17 protein-coding genes and 2 pseudogenes are annotated in these 16,306 nt (G+C 62.6%); 13 read left to right on the top strand and 6 right to left on the bottom strand.

Translation table 11 applies throughout. The features are described from left to right. Window positions 1–119: 119 nt before the first annotated feature. The 5 genes from KNW02_RS18545 to KNW02_RS18565 all read right to left on the bottom strand — a co-directional run bounded on the left by KNW02_RS18545 (window position 120) and on the right by KNW02_RS18565 (window position 5,069). Window positions 120–698, bottom strand: a complete 579-nt coding sequence (locus KNW02_RS18545) for a hypothetical protein (RefSeq protein ID WP_216034702.1) — start codon at window positions 696–698, stop codon at window positions 120–122. Further along, complete coding sequence (locus KNW02_RS18550) at window positions 691–1,635, bottom strand: cation diffusion facilitator family transporter (RefSeq protein WP_051085131.1); 945 nt, start codon at window positions 1,633–1,635, stop codon at window positions 691–693. Before KNW02_RS18550 ends, KNW02_RS18545 begins: the two co-directional genes overlap by 8 nt. 54 nt (window positions 1,636–1,689) lie before the next feature. After that, window positions 1,690–3,804 carry a protein-disulfide reductase DsbD family protein gene (locus KNW02_RS18555; RefSeq protein ID WP_256447767.1) on the bottom strand — a complete coding sequence of 705 codons (2,115 nt, stop codon included), beginning with the start codon at window positions 3,802–3,804 and terminating at the stop codon, window positions 1,690–1,692. Further along, window positions 3,804–4,574 (bottom strand): DsbA family protein, encoded by a 771-nt coding sequence (locus KNW02_RS18560; RefSeq protein ID WP_216034703.1) that lies wholly within the window; start codon window positions 4,572–4,574, stop codon window positions 3,804–3,806. The genes KNW02_RS18555 and KNW02_RS18560 overlap by 1 nt, the downstream gene beginning before the upstream one ends. Window positions 4,575–4,829: 255 nt before the next feature. Continuing rightward, window positions 4,830–5,069: a DUF2933 domain-containing protein gene (locus tag KNW02_RS18565; protein ID WP_252734088.1), complete on the bottom strand. Its 240-nt coding sequence runs from the start codon at window positions 5,067–5,069 to the stop codon at window positions 4,830–4,832. A gap of 225 nt (window positions 5,070–5,294) precedes the next feature. Between KNW02_RS18565 and KNW02_RS18570 the strand changes: the two genes are divergently transcribed. The 8 genes from KNW02_RS18570 (at window position 5,295) to KNW02_RS18600 (ending at window position 10,930) form a co-directional block, all read left to right on the top strand. Continuing rightward, on the top strand, window positions 5,295–5,870 hold the full coding sequence (locus KNW02_RS18570; RefSeq protein ID WP_216034705.1) for a L,D-transpeptidase: 576 nt from the start codon (window positions 5,295–5,297) through the stop codon (window positions 5,868–5,870). 33 nt (window positions 5,871–5,903) lie between these two features. Continuing rightward, window positions 5,904–6,362 (top strand): c-type cytochrome, encoded by a 459-nt coding sequence (locus tag KNW02_RS18575; protein WP_108693302.1) that lies wholly within the window; start codon window positions 5,904–5,906, stop codon window positions 6,360–6,362. Between the two features lie 392 nt (window positions 6,363–6,754). Next, complete coding sequence (locus tag KNW02_RS18580; RefSeq protein ID WP_252734089.1) at window positions 6,755–7,150, top strand: c-type cytochrome; 396 nt, start codon at window positions 6,755–6,757, stop codon at window positions 7,148–7,150. Between the two features lie 12 nt (window positions 7,151–7,162). Continuing rightward, a complete protein-coding gene (locus KNW02_RS20990; protein WP_252734090.1) occupies window positions 7,163–7,339 on the top strand; it encodes a hypothetical protein in 177 nt (58 codons plus the stop codon). Between the two features lies 1 nt (window position 7,340). Continuing rightward, entirely contained in the window at window positions 7,341–8,282 is a 942-nt protein-coding gene (locus KNW02_RS18585) for a cytochrome c (protein ID WP_216034706.1), read from the top strand. A 49-nt stretch (window positions 8,283–8,331) separates the two neighbouring features. After that, complete coding sequence (locus KNW02_RS18590) at window positions 8,332–9,723, top strand: multicopper oxidase family protein (protein ID WP_216034707.1); 1,392 nt, start codon at window positions 8,332–8,334, stop codon at window positions 9,721–9,723. Then, window positions 9,723–10,199 (top strand): c-type cytochrome, encoded by a 477-nt coding sequence (locus KNW02_RS18595; RefSeq protein WP_216034708.1) that lies wholly within the window; start codon window positions 9,723–9,725, stop codon window positions 10,197–10,199. The genes KNW02_RS18590 and KNW02_RS18595 overlap by 1 nt, the downstream gene beginning before the upstream one ends. Before the next feature lie 11 nt (window positions 10,200–10,210). Further along, complete coding sequence (locus KNW02_RS18600; protein ID WP_216034712.1) at window positions 10,211–10,930, top strand: DsbA family protein; 720 nt, start codon at window positions 10,211–10,213, stop codon at window positions 10,928–10,930. A 75-nt stretch (window positions 10,931–11,005) separates the two neighbouring features. Here KNW02_RS18600 and KNW02_RS18605 read toward each other — a convergent pair whose 3' ends face one another. Next, window positions 11,006–11,212: a heavy-metal-associated domain-containing protein gene (locus tag KNW02_RS18605; protein WP_018065822.1), complete on the bottom strand. Its 207-nt coding sequence runs from the start codon at window positions 11,210–11,212 to the stop codon at window positions 11,006–11,008. A 141-nt stretch (window positions 11,213–11,353) separates the two neighbouring features. On the opposite strand from KNW02_RS18605, the pseudogene KNW02_RS18615 reads away from it, so the two are divergent. The 5 genes and pseudogenes from KNW02_RS18615 to KNW02_RS18635 all read left to right on the top strand — a co-directional run bounded on the left by KNW02_RS18615 (window position 11,354) and on the right by KNW02_RS18635 (window position 16,173). Further along, window positions 11,354–13,861, top strand: a pseudogene (locus tag KNW02_RS18615) (heavy metal translocating P-type ATPase). A 13-nt stretch (window positions 13,862–13,874) separates the two neighbouring features. Then, entirely contained in the window at window positions 13,875–14,294 is a 420-nt protein-coding gene (gene cueR, locus KNW02_RS18620; RefSeq protein WP_216034709.1) for a Cu(I)-responsive transcriptional regulator, read from the top strand. A 15-nt stretch (window positions 14,295–14,309) separates the two neighbouring features. Continuing rightward, window positions 14,310–14,726: an ion channel gene (locus KNW02_RS18625; protein WP_216034710.1), complete on the top strand. Its 417-nt coding sequence runs from the start codon at window positions 14,310–14,312 to the stop codon at window positions 14,724–14,726. Window positions 14,727–14,819: 93 nt separating this feature from the next. Beyond that, window positions 14,820–14,993: pseudogene (locus KNW02_RS18630) on the top strand (DUF305 domain-containing protein); the annotation flags it as partial. A gap of 247 nt (window positions 14,994–15,240) precedes the next feature. Then, complete coding sequence (locus KNW02_RS18635; RefSeq protein WP_068767093.1) at window positions 15,241–16,173, top strand: IS5 family transposase; 933 nt, start codon at window positions 15,241–15,243, stop codon at window positions 16,171–16,173. The last annotated feature ends 133 nt before the right edge of the window (window positions 16,174–16,306 follow it).

The raw sequence follows: 16,306 nt of genomic DNA on the forward strand, positions 1-16,306 counted from the left end.
CAAAAATCCCATGTCGATCACTCCGTATGCCTCCAGCTGCTTCAAGCCGAGGCAGGGTTGCACATGGGTCAATTCTCAATGACAATTTTGGCGGTTGCCGGGTCAATTCTCAGTGGCAATCAACACTCAGGATCTTCCTCCGCCCGGGCGATGCGGCGCACGAAGCTCTGCGGCGGGCAATGGGTGAAATGCGTGAACAGGTCGTCCCCGTCCCGGCTGACCCGAACGGCGTAACCCGGCGCACCGGAGGGCGCGAAGGGAAACACCAGCAGCGCGCGGATGGTCCAGCGCAGCCGACGGCCGGAATCGCGGGTGAGCAGGCGCACGGGCAATGCGCTGAGCGCCAGCATCCGCCGGTAGATGTCCCAGCCGAGATCGGCGACCACCTGTCGCGCGGTCTCGGGCGCGATGCCACAAGCGCGCAGGCTGCGGTCGGCCGCAATCGTCCAGATCGCCATTTCCACCATCAGCCGGCTACCGAAAGTCGGAAGCTCTGCCTGCTGCGCATGGGGGCGAAGGCGGACGGTTTCCGCGGTCATCGCCACCACGAATGCCTCGATTTCGGGCGTCAGCCAACGGATCTCGCACCCCTCCGTGTCGCGCAGGCCGCGCGTGGCAAGGCCGCGCCCCGCCGCCCGGGCGACGATGCGCCCGATCAGCTTGCGTGCCAGCCACAAGCGGAGCGAACCGTCAGACATGGCCGACCTGATGGCCCGAGGTGATATCGATCGTCTCGGCACCCGACTCGTCCAGACACTCGGTTTCAGTCTGGAGCGTTACGAAGAAGAAGCCGTGATCGCGGCGCAGCAAGCGGTGCGCCCGTCGTTGCACCGCCTGCGGGTCCACGCCGTCACCCACGCGAAGGTGCGCCGAAAACACGTTCCGCCCGCTGGTCAATGTCCATGCGTGGACATGATGCGCGTCGTGCACACCGTCGAGCGCTTCCAGATCCGCGATCACCGAGTTCAAATCTATCTCGCTCGGCGCTGCCTCCATCAAGAGCCGCGCCGCATCCCGCAGGATGCCCCAGCTGGCCCAGAGCAGCACGAAGCCGAAAGCCATGCCCAGAAGTGGGTCGATCATCAGGAAACCGGTAAAGCGGATCACCAGCGCCGTGACGATGATGAGCAGGCTGCCCACGAAGGTCTGGATGATGTGCCAGAGCGCGCCGCGCACGTTCATGTCGCTCCGGCTCTGTTTCCAGATGAGGCCAAGCGAAATGAACTCCGTCACAAGACCCCCGGCTGCAGCAAGCAGCATTGGCCCTGTCGGCAGGTCGATGGGCGCGTTCAGCCGCATCGCGGCCATATAGATAACGACGAAGGCCATTCCGGCCAGGAACCCGCCATTCACCAGCGCGCCGAGGATTTCGGAGCGGTACCAGCCAAAGCTGAATGTTGCATCGGCAGGCCGCCGGGAAAGCCGGGCCGCGCCCACGGCGACGAGGATTCCGCCCACGGCGGAAAACGTGTGGAATGCGTCCGACAGGACAGCGATCGATCCGGTCCAGAGCCCGATACCAAGCTCAATGATGAAATAGACGCCGGTCAGCCAGGCCGAGATGACCATACCCCGCCCGCTTGTCGGCATGTGCGATCCGTGTCCACGAATATGGAATTCTGTTTCGGAACTCATCGAACCTCCTTTCCGTGGCAGTTTATTGATGCCTCCCCACATGAAGAGCGCGCCCTATCCGCCCGACGCCACCGCGCGCTCCGCCGCCTTCTCGAGCGCTGATAGAACCGCTTCGGACGACAGGAGCTCGGGCAGGACGATACCCTCGGGAGCGCCGGGTCCATAGACAGCGTTGAACGGAATACCGTAGCGGTCGAAGGTCTCCAGATAGCGCGAGATTGCCTCGTCGGGACGGGTCCAATCGGCCTGCATCGCCGTCACGCCCGGCGCGCGAAGGGCCGTTCGAACCGGCGCGCGGTCAAGCACGAGCGCCTTGTTGGCCTTGCAGGTGAGACACCAATCGGCGGTCACATCCACGAAAACCACCTCTCCGCGCGACACGAGCTTCGGAATTTCTCGACGGTCGAATGCGGCCCAGTCCGTCGCCGGCTTGGCGTTCGGCGTGCCGGCCGCAGAAAGGAATCCCGCCAGGAAGATGGCCAACGCGCCCGTGGCCGCAGCCCCGGACAAGCGAGCACCTGCGGCCAGGCGACTGAAAGACAGAATCACGACGAGGACTGCGCTGGCTGTCAGAACCGCAAGCGCGGACGTCATGCCACCGACACCGATCAGCACCCAGAACAGCCAGCCGGCTGTGCCCGCCAATGCCAGCCCCAGCAGGATCTTCAGCCACAGCATCCAGCGGCCCGGTTTCGGCAGGCGCGAGATCGCCGCCGGAAACGCGGCAACGATGAGATAGGGCAAGGCCAGACCGATCCCCAGGGCCGTGAAGATCACCGCGATATCGAGCAGCCGCCCGGCCAGCGCAAAGGCAACAGCCGTGCCCAGGAACGGCGCCGAACAGGGTGTCGCGAGGATGGCGGCAAAGGCACCTGTCGCAAAGTCGCCGCTATAGCCTTTGCCACCGCCGGCGCGGGCGAGCCGGGTCTGCAAGGAAGACGGCAGCTCGATTTCGAATGCCCCGAAAAGGTTGGCGGAAAACACGGCCAGGACAATGAACATCACCGCCAAGAATACGGGGTTCTGGAATTGCAGCCCCCAGCCCACGGTCATCCCCAGACCGCGCGCCGCGAGGGTCAAAGCGGCGAGCGACCACATGAACGCCAGAACGCCGAGTGCGGAAACGGCAAACCCCTTGCGAATACGGCCCACGCCCTGGTCGCGGCTCTTCATCGCCGAGGACAGCTTGATGGAGAGCACCGGCAGCACGCAGGGCATGACGTTCAGGACAAGACCGCCGAGGAAGGCGATTGCGGCGATCCAGGCCAGTTCCGCCAGACCCGGCAGCACGCGGTCCAGGGCGAAGGGCGGCTGCGGTGCTGCATCGGCCAACTCCGTGAACAGGCTGGCCGCACGGTCGCCATCGGTCACGGTGATCCGCAGATCGGGCAGATCCGCGGCCGCGCTCAGAACGGGCAATCGGGCCCAGAGCAGACGGCCCCCGTCGCCCAGACGAATATCCGGCTTGCCGAATGCCGTGCCCGCGCCCAGTTCGGGAAAGACATCCGGGCCCGCGAAGGGACGCTCACTGTGTGCGACCAGCGTCAGGGCGGTCATGTCCGGGTCGAGATAGGCCGACTGGATCGAGATACCGCTCTCAGCCCCCTCCTCCGGCACCTTTTCGGCATAGGCCGAGATGAGCGCCGCCGCATCCGCGTCGATTCCGCTGGCTCGTGGCAGCGACAGGGTCAGTGTGAACTCCTGCGGGACGCAAACGGTCGAGCAGGTCAGAAGCGTGACATTGGCGTTCAATCGCACCGGCGCGCCGGGGTCGGACAATGCGATACGCAGCGGAAATACGACCTCGTCGTGATATCCGAAATTCTCGATCCCGAAGGCCGTGAACCGTTCCGGGGCGGGCCAGAGCAATTCGACCTCTTCAACATTCTCCGATCCCGCCCAGTCGATCAAGGGCGGGATGCCGACCTCGCCCGGGGACCGCCAATAGGTCTTCCAGCCCTCGCCCAACTCCAGATGCAGCCCGGCGGACAGGGACGTCGCGTTCGGGCCGACTCCGTTTTCGGCTGCGATCAGACGCGCCTCGAGAGCCGGGTTGGAAAAGCTCCCGGATTCGGCGGCGTTCGACATACTGGCCAGCCCCGCGCCGAGAAAACCGAGGCAGACCAGCAGAATCAGCTTTGCGACGAAAAGCTGCGAGAATTTGTTCATCACGCTGTCTGACACTGGGACGTCCAATCTTCCTCGATTTCCATCTCGGCAACACGCAGAATGGTCTTCTCATCGATCTGGCCCTGGATGATCGTTCGCCCGATTATCAGGGCGGGCGTTCCAAAAATGCCGAATACCCGTGCGAGAGCAGCACTGTTTTCCAATTCTTCGGTAACAGGGGCGCTTCGCATGTCGGTAATCAGGCGTTGGTGATCGACACCGATGTCTCGCGCCAAAGCCTGTAAATATTCCGGTGTCGCCACAAACGAGGATTTCATGAGCCGTTCATGAAATGCGACATAGGCACCTTGGCGTTTCGCCGCCAGCGCCGCCTTGGCCGCGACCTCCGACGATTGCCCGAGAAGCGGCAATTCGTGCCAGATGGCACGCAGGTTGCTGTCGGGACGTGCATCGAGCGCCGCAAGCGTCCTGGTCTGAACACGGCAATAAGGGCAATAATACTCTGTAAAAAACGCCACCGGAACGCGCTGTGTTTCAGACAGGTCATCGCCGTAGAGCGCACCGCAGATATCTGCCCTGACCCGCGCTTCGGCATCCGCCAGACTATCCGGGCCCATGGCGTTCATTCCGATGAAGAGATCGAAGCCGCTCGAGCTTTCGCTGGCGGACAGCCTGCGAAAGCCCCGCGGGTATTGAACGTCCTCGAAGTTGAGTTCGGTCGAACCGAGATCCGGAAAATACCAAAACCCGGCGTAGGCGGCCGCAACAGTCGCAAGAACTGCCAATGTATTCCGCCGTCCTTCAATCATATCCCATCACCTTCACAACTATTCCAAAGCGAAGGCGAAGCCCTCCCTGCCGTCCCGACATTCAAGCACTGCCAGCCCACTGCCCGTTATTTCCTTTACCTCACAACCTGCAGGCAGGTCGGCCACCTGACCGCTCGAAGAGAGCCGGACATCACCGCTTCGCTCGCATTGCGCGATGGTCTGGGCGCAGGCGCCAAGTAAGAGCATCGCCCAAAGCGGCAGAAGACGGCGAACGATACCCAATCTCACCCCGGCCTAATCGGCGGCTACTTTTTGATCCACCTGGATCGCAACATCATCGGTCCGCTCGCTCTTCGTATCATGGCATGATTTTCCCATCACCCGATGCATGATCAAATGTGCGGCGACGCACAAAAGCAGAGGTGCGAAGACGTAGAGCCCGGAGGTCAATCCGCCCGCAAGTCCCCCCGCCATCACGAACGCTGCGATTGGAAGCAGCATCACCGCGCAGCAGGCCCACATGGCGTATTTCATCACCGGCATCGTGCTCGATTTCTCAACAGGAGTTTCAGATTCATTTATTTTCGTTGCATCTCCAAGCATACAGGAGATGGGCTAAAGCCTTCCTGCGCCGGAAGGTCAACGATACAAACCGATACAAAAATCACGGTCTTGTCAGGGGGCATCTGCTTGACCTTCCGGTGCTGGAAGGTGGTTTATCCCGCTAAAACAGGCAAGAAATAGATGTGAGAGCAGGTTATGACAGAACATGGCAAAAACCCCCTCGACCGGCGTGGATTTCTGATGGCGGGAGTCAGCGGTGCTATCGCACTGGCGTCCCCAACGCTTCTTCGGGCGGAGGAAGCGTCCGTGGTGAGGCGCAACATGTCTTCCTTCCGGCTACACGCTTGGCAGGATCACTTCGACAGCCTTGGCAAAGGCATCCTGCTCTCGGACACGAACACCAGGGTGCTCCAGCATTGGACTGCCGATGGGGAGATGCGTATCTATCCCACCTCGGTGCCGTTGTCCGACGAGCTGACACGCCGCGGTTATACCGAAGTGGTCTTCAAGGATGAGGCCCCCAATTGGGCGCCGACACCCTCGATGATCGAGCGCGATCCGACGCTGCCGCGCTATGTGGCGCCCGGGCCGGACAATCCGCTGGGTATTCGTGCCATGCACCTGAGTTGGCAGTACTATCGCATTCACGGCACCAACGACACGCGCAAGATCGGTCGCAAATCGTCGAATGGCTGTATCGGCCTTTATAACGAACAAATTGTCGAGGTTTTCGACAGATCGCCGGTTGGTACACAGGTCAAACTTATTTGACCGAAGCATTCGGTTGCGAGGGGCAAGAAAAGTATGAACAAGACATTGCTGGCGATCGTCGCCTTCTTTCTCGTCGGGGGGTTTGCGGTCTACTGGAATGCGACGCAACGGGCGACGCAAGGCACGGGCCATTCGATGATTCCGCCCGATACCAGCACCCTGGCCGAGGGCGCACCGATCGTCGAGGTGGCGCTTCCCGCCGAACTGTCGGCGGACGCGCAGATCGGAAAGCGGGCGTTCGACGCCAAATGCGCCGAGTGTCATGGTGCGAATGCGGCGGGCCAGAACGGCGTCGCCCCACCGCTTGTACACAAGACCTATGAGCCAAACCATCACTCCGACATGGCATTCGTCCTCGCGGCAAAAAACGGCGTCCGTGCGCATCACTGGAACTTCGGCAACATGCCGACGGTGGAGGGTGTGACCGATGGCGACGTGAAAATGATCACGCGTTACATTCGTGAGCTTCAGAAGGAAAACGGCATCTTTTGAACGAAAGACGCAAAATTGAACCTGTCGGCTTGCTACGCGCGATGATTCTCTGCGCGCTTTTCGCATTCGGCTTGACCCCTCAGGGCGCTGAAGCCCATTCTTCTGCTCCCGCCGCGACAAGCTCAACGCACGCCGTGGTCGACGATGATCATGGCGAAGATCATACTGTCATCCAGGAGGCATTCGGACATTGCCATCCGGGAATTGACTGCGCACTTGCGGCGATCACGGTGGATTCAGAGCGCGCACACCCCGTCAGGCGTGCCGCGACCACGAAGGTCCGGCCTCCTCACGTAACGCATGACGGGAGCGGTCCGGCCTATGAACCGCCCCCTCCACGATCCTTCACCTGATCGGACCTGTCTCGAAATCAGGATTTGAAGGACAATGACATGAAACCTACAGGGATTATCACTTCCGCCGTGCTTGTCGGCGTGGCATCGGCGGCGCTCGCCCATAGCGGCGCGACCGGTATCGTGAAGGAGCGCATGGACGCGATGTCGGCAATGGGCAAGGCCGTGAAACAGGTCGCCCCGATGATGAGCGGCGAGACGGCGTATGATGCTGATACCGTGCGGCACGCTGCGGAAACCATCGGCATGCACGCTGGCGATGCCATGACCCGTCTGTTCCCGGACGGCAGCGCAGGCATGCCATCGGTCGCGAAAGACGCCATATGGAACGATTGGGAGAGCTTTGCAGGCCTGGCCGAGGAGTTGCACAGATACGCCGAAGGCCTGGCTCTTGCCGCTGACAACGCACCCGCAAGTCAGTCGGACACCATGTAGAATACAAGCGTCATGATGGGCGGCTCCGACATGATGGGAGCCAACTCGATGATGGGCAGTGGTGACATGATGGCCGATGACACGATGGGGCGCGAAGAACTGGCCGAGATGCCCGCCAACGCGGTTTTCGCGAAGGTCAGCGACACCTGTTCGTCCTGTCACACCCGCTTCCGCGCGAAGGTGAAATGACATGAGGCGGGTTCTTGCAGGTGTTGCCGTCCTTGCCCTTTCCGGCACGGCGGCAATCGCGGCGTTGGTGGTTTGGCCGATTGGCCGACCGCCCGCCGAGATCGAGTTGACCGGCGATGTCCAGCGCGGTGCCTATCTGGCGCGCGCGAGCGGTTGCATCGCCTGTCACACGAATTTCGAGGATGGCGGCGCTCCGCTGGCGGGCGGTGCCCCGCTCGAAACCCCGTTTGGCGTCTTCTACCCGCCGAACATAACCACCGATCCCGAGCACGGCATCGGAGACTGGAGCCTGTCTGACTTCGCGATGACTGTCAGGCAGGGCGTTTCGCCCGATGGCGAGCCCTTCTTTCCGGCATTCACCTATCCGTTCTATGCGGATGTTTCCGATCAGGACGTCGCCGATATGTGGGCAGCATTCCAGACCGTCGCACCGGTAACCAACCCCGCACCACCGCACGATGTCGGTTTCCCGTTCAACCAACGCTGGGGCCTGAAACTATGGCGTGCGCTTTTCATGCATGATCCGCAGACCGAACCGGTGGAAGGAAAGAGCGTCGACTGGAACCGCGGCCGGCAACTCGTGCGCGGCGCCGCCCATTGCGGGGCCTGTCACACCGGTCGGAACCTCGCGGGCGGCCGGATGCCAGATGCCGTTTTTGCCGGCAACGACGACCTGCCCGGTGGAAACAAGGCACCATCAATCCTGTCCGACGATCTGGCAGATCGCGGATGGACCGTCGCCAATCTGTCATATGCTCTGCAAAGTGGTGTTACCCCGTCAGGAGACGTGTTCGGCGGCAGCATGGGTGAGGTTGTCCAGAACGGAACGCGGTTCCTCTCAAAGTCCGATTTGAAAGCGATGGCGATCTATCTTCTCGACAGCGATGTACCGGAACGCAGGGCTTTGGCGGGGACGCCGAGTATCGGCAAAACCATCGATTGACACGGGCGGGGCGGCGTATCGCCCCGCACATTTCAAGGACACGGAAAAGATGACGACACGGCGAGAATTTCTTGAGCAGGGCGCGGCGACGATTGCGGCTCTGACCGTTCCGGCCCTGGCGCGTGCTGCAACGCCACGCTTTGCCGAACTCAAGGCCCGGCCCGCGCGCGTCCAACTTGCACCCCCAACCTATCCCAAGACTGAAATCTGGGGCTATGACGGCGCGATGCCGGGACCCGAGTTGCGGATGGCTCAAGGCGCCCGCATCCAGAGATCGTTCCTGAACGAACTGCCGCAGGCAAGTTCGGTTCATTGGCACGGGATCCGCATCGACAACGCGATGGACGGGGTTACCGGGCTGACGCAGCCAGCTGTCGAGCCGGGACAGGGTTTCGACTATGATTTCGTGGCGCCGGACGCCGGCACCTACTGGTATCACGCGCACAACCGGTCAACCGAGCAGGTCGCGCGCGGACTCTATGGTGCGCTGATCGTGGAAGAGCCCGAGGCGCCGGATATCGACCGCGAGGAGGTATTGATCCTCGACGACTGGCTTCTCGATCCCGAAACGGCACAGATCGACCCCGACTTCACGTCACGCCATGATCGCAGCCATGCCGGGCGGCGCGGCAACTTCATCGCCACCAACGGGCGCTTTGATCTGTCGCTGGACGTGAAGCAGAACGAACGCCTGCGCCTGCGGCTGATCAATGCCGCCAACGCCCGGATATTCGTTCTTTCGATTTTCGGGATGGAAGGCTGGACCGTGGCCCTTGATGGCATGCCGCTGTCCGAGCCCAAGCCAGTAAGCGAGGTGCTGATCATTGGGCCGGGCCAGCGCGCCGATCTGATCGTGGACGTCACAGCGGCGTCGGGCGAGACAGCGCATCTTGTGCGCGTCGAGGATCAGGAGGGCGTCTCACAGGTGGCGTTTCCGGTATCGGGCCGCGCGGCGGCGGCGCGGCGCGGGTCGCCACATCCCCTGCCCCCGAACCCACGCATGGACATATCCGGCATGGAAAAAGCGGTAACGGCGCGGCTCAATATGCAGGGCGGGGCAATGGGCACACTCGATGCCGCCACCCTCGACGGCGAACGCAAGAGCTTTCGCCAACTGGTCGACGCGAACCAATTCTGGGCCTTCAACGGAACGATCGGGATGACCGACACGCCACTGGCAAACCTGTCCGTGGGCGAGACGCTCAAACTCGAAATCTACAACGACACGTCGTTCCCGCATGCAATGCACCTGCACGGGATGCATTTCCGGGAAGTAACCGGGGACGCGGGCCTTGGCCCCTTCCGCGACACCCTGCTGATGTTTGGCGGCGAGACCCGGACCATCGCTTTCGTCGTCGACAATCCGGGAAAATGGCTGTTTCACTGTCACATGCTGAGCCATGCGGACTCGGGCATGATGACCTGGCTGGAGGTGGCGTGATGCGGAAATACCTGCTCCTTTCCGCCGTGCTTCTATCCGGTGCCGCCGCGGGCGCATGGCTGATGACGCAGGCCGGGGCCGAAACCAGCGCTCCTCCGGAAAGCGCCGATCTGGCGCAGGGCGAGAAACTCTACCAGAGCTACTGCGCCTCCTGCCACGGCGCCAACCTCGAGGGCCAGCCGGACTGGCGCTCACCTGGACCGGACGGCACGCTGCCCGCGCCGCCGCATGACGAAACGGGCCATACCTGGCATCATCCCGACAGCGTGCTCTTCGACTACACCAGGCTCGGCGGCAAGGCGACCCTCGCGGCACAGGGCGTTGATTTTGCAAGCGGCATGCCCGGCTTTGGCGATCAACTGAGCGACGACCAGATCTGGAACATCCTCGCCTATATCAAATCCACCTGGCCGGATCGGCAACAACAGATTCAGGCCGAACGCAGTGCCGCCGAGTCCCAGAGAGAAGGAAATTGACAATGCACCCGATGAAAACCGCAGCCCTGGCGCTTGGCCTGGCTATCGTGCCGATTGCCGGCTTCGCGCAAGAGCCGAGCGATACACGGATCAAGGAACTGGCGCTGGAAGCGATCCGGGAAAATCCGCAGATCGTCATGGAAGCCGTGCAGTTGCTCGAACAGGAGCGGGCGGCCACCCGGGCAGACGCAGCTGCCGACGTTCTGAAAAACCAGCGCCAGTTGCTCGAGCGTGATCCGAACGCGCCGGTCCTCGGAAATCCCGAAGGCGATGTCACGGTCGTGGAGTTCTTCGACTACAACTGCCCTTACTGCAAGCGGGCCATGTCCGAAGTTCAGGGGCTTCTGGATGCCGACAGTAATGTTCGGCTCGTTTATCGCGAATGGCCCATTCTCAGCGAAGATTCGGTGTTCGCGGCAAAAGCGGCCCTGGCCGCAAGGCAGCAGGGAAAATACGAGGAGTTTCACTGGGCACTGATGGGTATGGAAGGGCGCGCCGAGGAAGCATCGGTCATGCGCCTGGCCGAGGAGATCGGGCTCGATATCGAACAATTGCGCACCGATATGGACGCGTCCGAGGTGCAGGAGCATATCGACGAATCGATGCGCCTGTCCCAGGCGCTCGGTTTCAACGGATCACCGTCTTTCGTGATCGGAGACGCCCTTGTGCCCGGCTTTGTCGAACAGGATCAACTGGAGGCTCTGGTCGACAAGACACGGGAAAGTGATTGATCTCGCTCGCCAGATCAGATGTTGGAATGGGGCCGGACCCGCCGGCGCCATTTTTCGTATCAGGTCGCTTTCGTATCAGGTCGCTGCCGGTGTTTTTGCATCATAGCCGGCATCGCGAATTGCTTCGGACACGGCCCGCTCGCTTAGAAAGCTCTCCACCTCGACAATATGCGCCCCAAGGTCACAGGAAACCCTGGCGGTTGGATCAATTGCCTTGATCGCCTTCTCGATTGCGGCGGTGCAGTGCCCGCAGCTCATGTCCGGTACGCTCAATCTGGTCATGCCTATCTCCTTCGAATTCCAGTTCAGGTGAGGTCTTCCACCGCAGGAAGGTCAAGGACGGAATGGAATATTTTTGAACCCTATTGACCTTCCATCAGGTGGAACCCCTATCTTTCGGACAAATCCAGACAGGAGTCCGCCATGCCAGATTCGCAAACCCTTCGGCTTTCCGTGCAGAACATGTCTTGCGCTTCATGTATCGGACGGGTCGAGCGGACCCTGTCCGCGCTGCCGGGCGTCGATGACGTCCATGTGAACCTCGCCAATGAGACCGCGCAGGCGCAGATCGATGCGCCCGAGCGGATCTCCGACGTCATGACAGCGCTGGATGAGGCGGGTTATCCGGCACGGACCCAGGATGTGCGTCTGAACGTGGCGTCGATGTCCTGCGCCTCCTGCGTGGGGCGCGTGGACAAGGCGCTGGCGGCGGTACCCGGTGTGCTGGAGGTCAACGTCAACCTCGCCTCGGAAACCGCGACCGTGACCTATGCCGAAGGGGCGGTGGAGCTTGCGGATTTGCTGAAGGCGGCCGAGGACGCAGGCTACCCTGCGGAGCCCGCAGAGGACACCGCCTCGGAGGATCGCAGCGCTCGCAAGGACAGCGAGGCCAAGGCGATGGCTCGAAAAACCGCGCTGGCCGCCGCCTTTGCCCTTCCCGTCTTCCTTCTGGAAATGGGCGCGCATGTCGTGCCGGGTGCGCATGACCTGATCGGGCGCACCATCGGCCATCAGACAAGCTGGATGATCTAGTTCGTGCTGACCACCATCGTGCTGGCCTGGCCGGGGCGTGCCTTCTACACCAAGGGCTTCCCGGCGCTCTTCAAGGGCGCGCCGGACATGAACAGCCTCGTCGCGGTCGGCACCTCGGCGGCCTATCTCTTTTCGCTGGTGGCCCTCTTCGCGCCCGCACTGCTGCCCGAAGGCTCGCGCGCCGTCTATTTCGAGGCGGCGGCGGTGATCGTGGTGCTGATCCTGCTGGGCCGCTGGATGGAGGCGCGCGCCAAGGGCCGCACCGGCGCCGCGATCCAGAAACTGCTGGGGCTTCAGGCGCGCACCGCGCGGGTTCTCGTTGACGGTGAGGCGCAGGACGTGGCGATCGAGAGGATCCGCGTGGGCGACATCCTCGTCGTGCGTCCCGGCGAGCGGATTGCAGTGGACGGAGAAGTGACCGACGGCAGCGCCCATGTCGATGAAAGCATGATTACCGGCGAGCCGGTGCCGGTGGCCAAGGGCACCGGCGATCCGGTCACGGGCGGCACGGTCAATGGCACCGGCGCCTTCCAGTTCCGCGCCACGCGCGTCGGCGCCGATACCACGCTGGCGCAGATCATCCGCATGGTCGAACAGGCGCAGGGCGCCAAGCTGCCGATCCAGGGCATGGTCGACCGGATCACGCTGTGGTTCGTGCCTGCGGTGATGGCCTTCGCGGCGCTGACGGTTCTGGTCTGGCTGGTCGTCGGCCCCTCGCCCGCGCTGTCCTATGCGCTGGTGGCCGGGGTGTCGGTGCTGATCATCGCCTGCCCCTGCGCGATGGGTCTGGCCACGCCGACCTCGATCATGGTCGGCACCGGACGGGCCGCCGAGATGGGCGTGCTGTTTCGGAAGGGAGACGCGCTGCAGCAATTGTCCGGCATCGGCGTCGTGGCCGTCGACAAGACCGGCACCGTCACCGAAGGCCGTCCGGAGCTGACCGACATGGTGCTGTCGGGCGCGTTCGTCCGGACCGAAGTTCTGGCACTGGTCGCTGCGGTCGAGGCGCAGTCGGAACATCCCATTGCCGATGCCATCGTCCGCGCGGCCCGGGCCGAAAACGTGGCGCGGCATGAGGTGGAGAGCTTCGAGTCGATTACCGGCCACGGCGTCCGCGCGCATGTCGCCGGGCGCGATGTCCTGGTCGGGGCCGACCGGCTGATGACCCGCGAAGGGTTGGAACTTGGTGCCCTCGCCGAGGCGGAAACGCGCCTCGCTGAACAGGGCCGCACCGCGCTCTTTGCCGCCATCGACGGGCGGGTGGCCGCGGTGATCGCGGTGGCTGACCCGGTGAAGCCTTCCAGCGCGGCGGCCATCGGTGCGCTGCACGATCTGGGACTGAAGATCGCCATGATCACCGGCGACAAGCGCGAGACGGCGGAGGCGATTGCAAGGGAAACCGGTATCGACCAGGTGATCGCGGGCGTTCTGCCCGATGGCAAGGTCGCGGCGCTGGACGATCTGCGGAAAGGCGGGCGGCAGGTGGCCTTCGTCGGCGACGGCATCAACGACGCGCCGGCGCTTGCGCATGCGGATGTGGGCATCGCCATCGGCACCGGAACCGATGTGGCGATTGAGTCGGCCGATGTGGTGCTGATGTCGGGCGATCTGCGCGGCGTGGTGAATGCCTATCAGGTGTCCACCCGCACCATGCGCAATATCCGCCAGAACCTGTTCTGGGCCTTTGGCTATAACGTGGCGCTGATCCCGGTGGCGGCGGGTGTGCTCTATCCACTGTTCGGCCTGTTGCTGTCGCCGGTTCTGGCCGCGGGCGCGATGGCGCTGTCCTCGGTCTTCGTGCTGACCAACGCGCTCAGGCTCCGCCGTGTGTCCCCCGCAATGGACGAGACGAGGTCGGTCCGCCCGGCCGCCAACCTTTACCCCGCCCCTGCCGAATAAGGAGGATTTTGAGATGAACATCGGAGATGTCGCGGAACGCTCCGGCCTGCCGGCCAAGACAATCCGCTATTACGAGGATATCGGGTTGGTCAAGCCGCTGCGCAGCGCCAACGGCTATCGCAGCTTTCGCGACCGCGACGTGCACAAGCCGGCATTCCTCGGGCGCGCCCGCGCGCTCGGCTTCAGCATCGAGGATTGCCGCAATCTCCTGAAGCTCTACGAGGACGACGACCGCACCAGCTCCGAGGTCAAACAGATCGCCGAAGTGCAGCTTGACCGGATTGACCGGAAGATCGCGGAGTTGACGGAGATGCGCGCGACGCTTGCGCATCTCGTCGATGCCTGCGCCGGAGACCACCGGCCCGACTGCCCTATCCTGGCCGATCTTGCAGCGAAAGAGGAAGAAATCGCTCTGCTGAATGAAGCCGGTTAAGAGGGACAGTCGCGTATGACACTGGCTGCAGGGCTGGTCATCATTCTTTTCGGATTGTGCGGTGGCCTGCATGCGCGTGCAATGGCATTCGCCATGCACCTTACCGACCGGAAGCACATCACCGGCACAGGTGCACTGTTGATTGCCCTTTACGTCCTGGCGGCCGCGCATATTGCCGAGGCAGGGCTCTACGCGGTCGGCTTCTTTATCGGCGAATCGACGGGCATTGGCGGTTTTGCGCAAGCTGACGTGAACTCGTTCATGGATGTGTTCTATTTCTCAGTGGTGAATTATTCTTCCCTTGGGCTGGGCGACATCTATCCGACAGGTCATCTGCGCTTTCTGGCGGGGATTGAGGCGCTGAACGGTTTCTTGCTGATCAGCTGTTCGGCTTCGACCATCTTTCTGGTCACGACCAGACGACATTCCTGACGCCTGCCGCATATCTGGACTTTCCAAAGCTTTGGAACCCTCCAGCGCTGGAAGGTCGTTACCTTGTTTTAACGCGAATCTGAAAGGTCACTCATGTCATATTGGAGATTTGCCGCAATGATCGCGACCTCGACGGTCGTGATGTTCATCCTGATGTATCTCAATACCTACCTCTGGGCGCATGTCTTCTGGTCGGAGACACGGGCCTACATGGCGGTCCTGATGGGCGCGACAATGGCCTTCATCATGCTCGGATTCATGTTGTCAACCCGCATTATTCGCCGAGCCGGCTCGGCGGCGCGCTGGAGGCGGGTTGAAGCCGTTCTTGCCGGCTTCTGGGCACCAGCTTGTTGCCGATGAGAGCTACGCATCCCGGTTTGGTTGAGAGAGTGGGCGAGACGACATCCTTTGGATGATTTCGCCCTTTGGATCGGCCACGACTTCTGGCGGCGTTGTTGCAGAACTCTCGCCGTGAAGGATTCACATCACGAATCCATGCGGTTAGACGGGCGGCATGAGCAAGCCCAAGCCCGCCCGCTACCGCACGACGAACTGGTCAGTCTACAACGCTGCGCTCCGCAAGCGCGGGTCGTTGCTGATCTGGCTGGACAAGGAGATGGCCTGGCACGCGTCGCATGAGGGGCGCCCAGGGCGCCCGCCGGTCTTCTCCAATGCAGCGATCCAGTTCTGCCTGTCGATCAAGGTGCTGTTCAAGCTGCCGCTCAGGCAGACAGTCGGGATGGTCGCGAGCCTCCTGCGGCTCGCGGGATTGGACTGGCCCGTTCCCGACTACTCTACGCTGTGCCGCAGACAGAAGACCCTCAAGGTGCAGATCCCCTATCGCCGTGCCGACGGGCCGCTGAATCTGCTGGTGGACAGCACCGGCATCAAGTTTCTTGGCGACGGCGAATGGCATGCCCGCAAGCATGGTGTTCAAGGCCGCCGCCAATGGCGCAAGGTGCATCTGGCCATGGACACCGCCACCTCGGACATCCGCGCCATCGAGTTCACCCCCAGCCGGGAAGGCGACAGCCCTGTCCTGCCCGACCTGCTCGACCAGATCCCCCAAGGCGAAGACATCGGCACCGTGACTGCGGACGGCGCCTACGACACCCGCCGCTGCCACAGCGCCGTTATCTCGCGCGGCGGCACGGCGATCATCCCAATCCGCAAGAACGGTCGTCCGTGGAAAGAGGACTGCCCGGCGGCCCGGGCGCGCAACGAAACCCTCCGGGCCACGCGCCATTATGGACGCGCGTTCTGGAAGCGCTTGACCGGATACCATGCCCGCAGCCGCGTCGAAGCAAAGATGCGCTGCCTCAAGTCCTTCGGCGAGCGCATCGCCGCGAGAGACCCCGACCGCCAGACCGCCGAAATCCACATCCGCGTCGCCCTCATGAACCGCTTCAACGCCCTCGGAACAGCCGAGATCGTCCGCGTGGCCTGAACCTTAGTAACCGCCCGGTTGTTACCGCGGTTACTCAGGCGGCTTGGGCCTGAGTGTCGGCGATCGGCGTCCAATTCCACGGGAGGAGCTCGTCGAGCCGGTTGATCTTGTGGTCATGGATGCGGTCGAGCAC

The sequence above is a fragment of the Paracoccus marinaquae genome (genome assembly GCF_018860165.1).
Classification (GTDB): domain Bacteria; phylum Pseudomonadota; class Alphaproteobacteria; order Rhodobacterales; family Rhodobacteraceae; genus Paracoccus; species Paracoccus marinaquae.

Excerpts from the sequence above, each read along its gene's own strand:
- KNW02_RS18605 (WP_018065822.1), bottom strand. The coding sequence starts at position 11,212 with ATGACCAGATTGAGCGTACCGGACATGAGCTGCGGGCACTGCACCGCC.
- KNW02_RS18600 (WP_216034712.1), top strand. The coding sequence starts at position 10,211 with ATGAAAACCGCAGCCCTGGCGCTTGGCCTGGCTATCGTGCCGATTGCC.
- KNW02_RS18545 (WP_216034702.1), bottom strand. The coding sequence starts at position 698 with ATGTCTGACGGTTCGCTCCGCTTGTGGCTGGCACGCAAGCTGATCGGG.
- KNW02_RS18590 (WP_216034707.1), top strand. The coding sequence starts at position 8,332 with ATGACGACACGGCGAGAATTTCTTGAGCAGGGCGCGGCGACGATTGCG.
- KNW02_RS18575 (WP_108693302.1), top strand. The coding sequence starts at position 5,904 with ATGAACAAGACATTGCTGGCGATCGTCGCCTTCTTTCTCGTCGGGGGG.
- KNW02_RS18555 (WP_256447767.1), bottom strand. The coding sequence starts at position 3,804 with ATGAACAAATTCTCGCAGCTTTTCGTCGCAAAGCTGATTCTGCTGGTC.
- KNW02_RS20990 (WP_252734090.1), top strand. The coding sequence starts at position 7,163 with ATGATGGGCGGCTCCGACATGATGGGAGCCAACTCGATGATGGGCAGT.
- cueR (WP_216034709.1), top strand. The coding sequence starts at position 13,875 with ATGAACATCGGAGATGTCGCGGAACGCTCCGGCCTGCCGGCCAAGACA.
- KNW02_RS18560 (WP_216034703.1), bottom strand. The coding sequence starts at position 4,574 with ATGATTGAAGGACGGCGGAATACATTGGCAGTTCTTGCGACTGTTGCG.
- KNW02_RS18570 (WP_216034705.1), top strand. The coding sequence starts at position 5,295 with ATGACAGAACATGGCAAAAACCCCCTCGACCGGCGTGGATTTCTGATG.
- KNW02_RS18550 (WP_051085131.1), bottom strand. The coding sequence starts at position 1,635 with ATGAGTTCCGAAACAGAATTCCATATTCGTGGACACGGATCGCACATG.
- KNW02_RS18635 (WP_068767093.1), top strand. The coding sequence starts at position 15,241 with ATGAGCAAGCCCAAGCCCGCCCGCTACCGCACGACGAACTGGTCAGTC.
- KNW02_RS18595 (WP_216034708.1), top strand. The coding sequence starts at position 9,723 with ATGCGGAAATACCTGCTCCTTTCCGCCGTGCTTCTATCCGGTGCCGCC.
- KNW02_RS18585 (WP_216034706.1), top strand. The coding sequence starts at position 7,341 with ATGAGGCGGGTTCTTGCAGGTGTTGCCGTCCTTGCCCTTTCCGGCACG.
- KNW02_RS18565 (WP_252734088.1), bottom strand. The coding sequence starts at position 5,069 with ATGAAATACGCCATGTGGGCCTGCTGCGCGGTGATGCTGCTTCCAATC.
- KNW02_RS18625 (WP_216034710.1), top strand. The coding sequence starts at position 14,310 with ATGACACTGGCTGCAGGGCTGGTCATCATTCTTTTCGGATTGTGCGGT.
- KNW02_RS18580 (WP_252734089.1), top strand. The coding sequence starts at position 6,755 with ATGAAACCTACAGGGATTATCACTTCCGCCGTGCTTGTCGGCGTGGCA.